The organism is Streptacidiphilus monticola, assembly GCF_042658505.1.
GTDB lineage: Bacteria > Actinomycetota > Actinomycetes > Streptomycetales > Streptomycetaceae > Streptacidiphilus > Streptacidiphilus monticola.
Map to the genome: position 1 here is coordinate 88,063 of NZ_JBHSQJ010000013.1, position 314 is coordinate 88,376.

A 314-nucleotide genomic window follows, 5' to 3' on the forward strand; every position below is an offset into this window, starting at 1 on the left:
AGTACCGTCGCGCGACGCGGTCCCGGTCGCTCCGGCGGTGGCCGTGCGCCCCGTACTCCTGAGCTGGCGGCCTGGGGTGCCGTCGCTCGGCGTGGTCTGGGGTGATCCAGCGGTGGTAGTGCGCCGCGCGTTCCCGGGCTGGCGGCCCAGGGTGCCGTCGCTCGGCGTGGTCCGGGGCGCTTCGGCGGTGGCCGACAGCGCGCGCCGTCGGCCACGAGGTCGCCCTCGCCGGAGGTCAGCCCCGGCAGGGGTGCGTGCACCGGTGCTTCCGCTGAACCGACCGCCCCCGCCCCGGAGCTGACGGCGGATCAGGA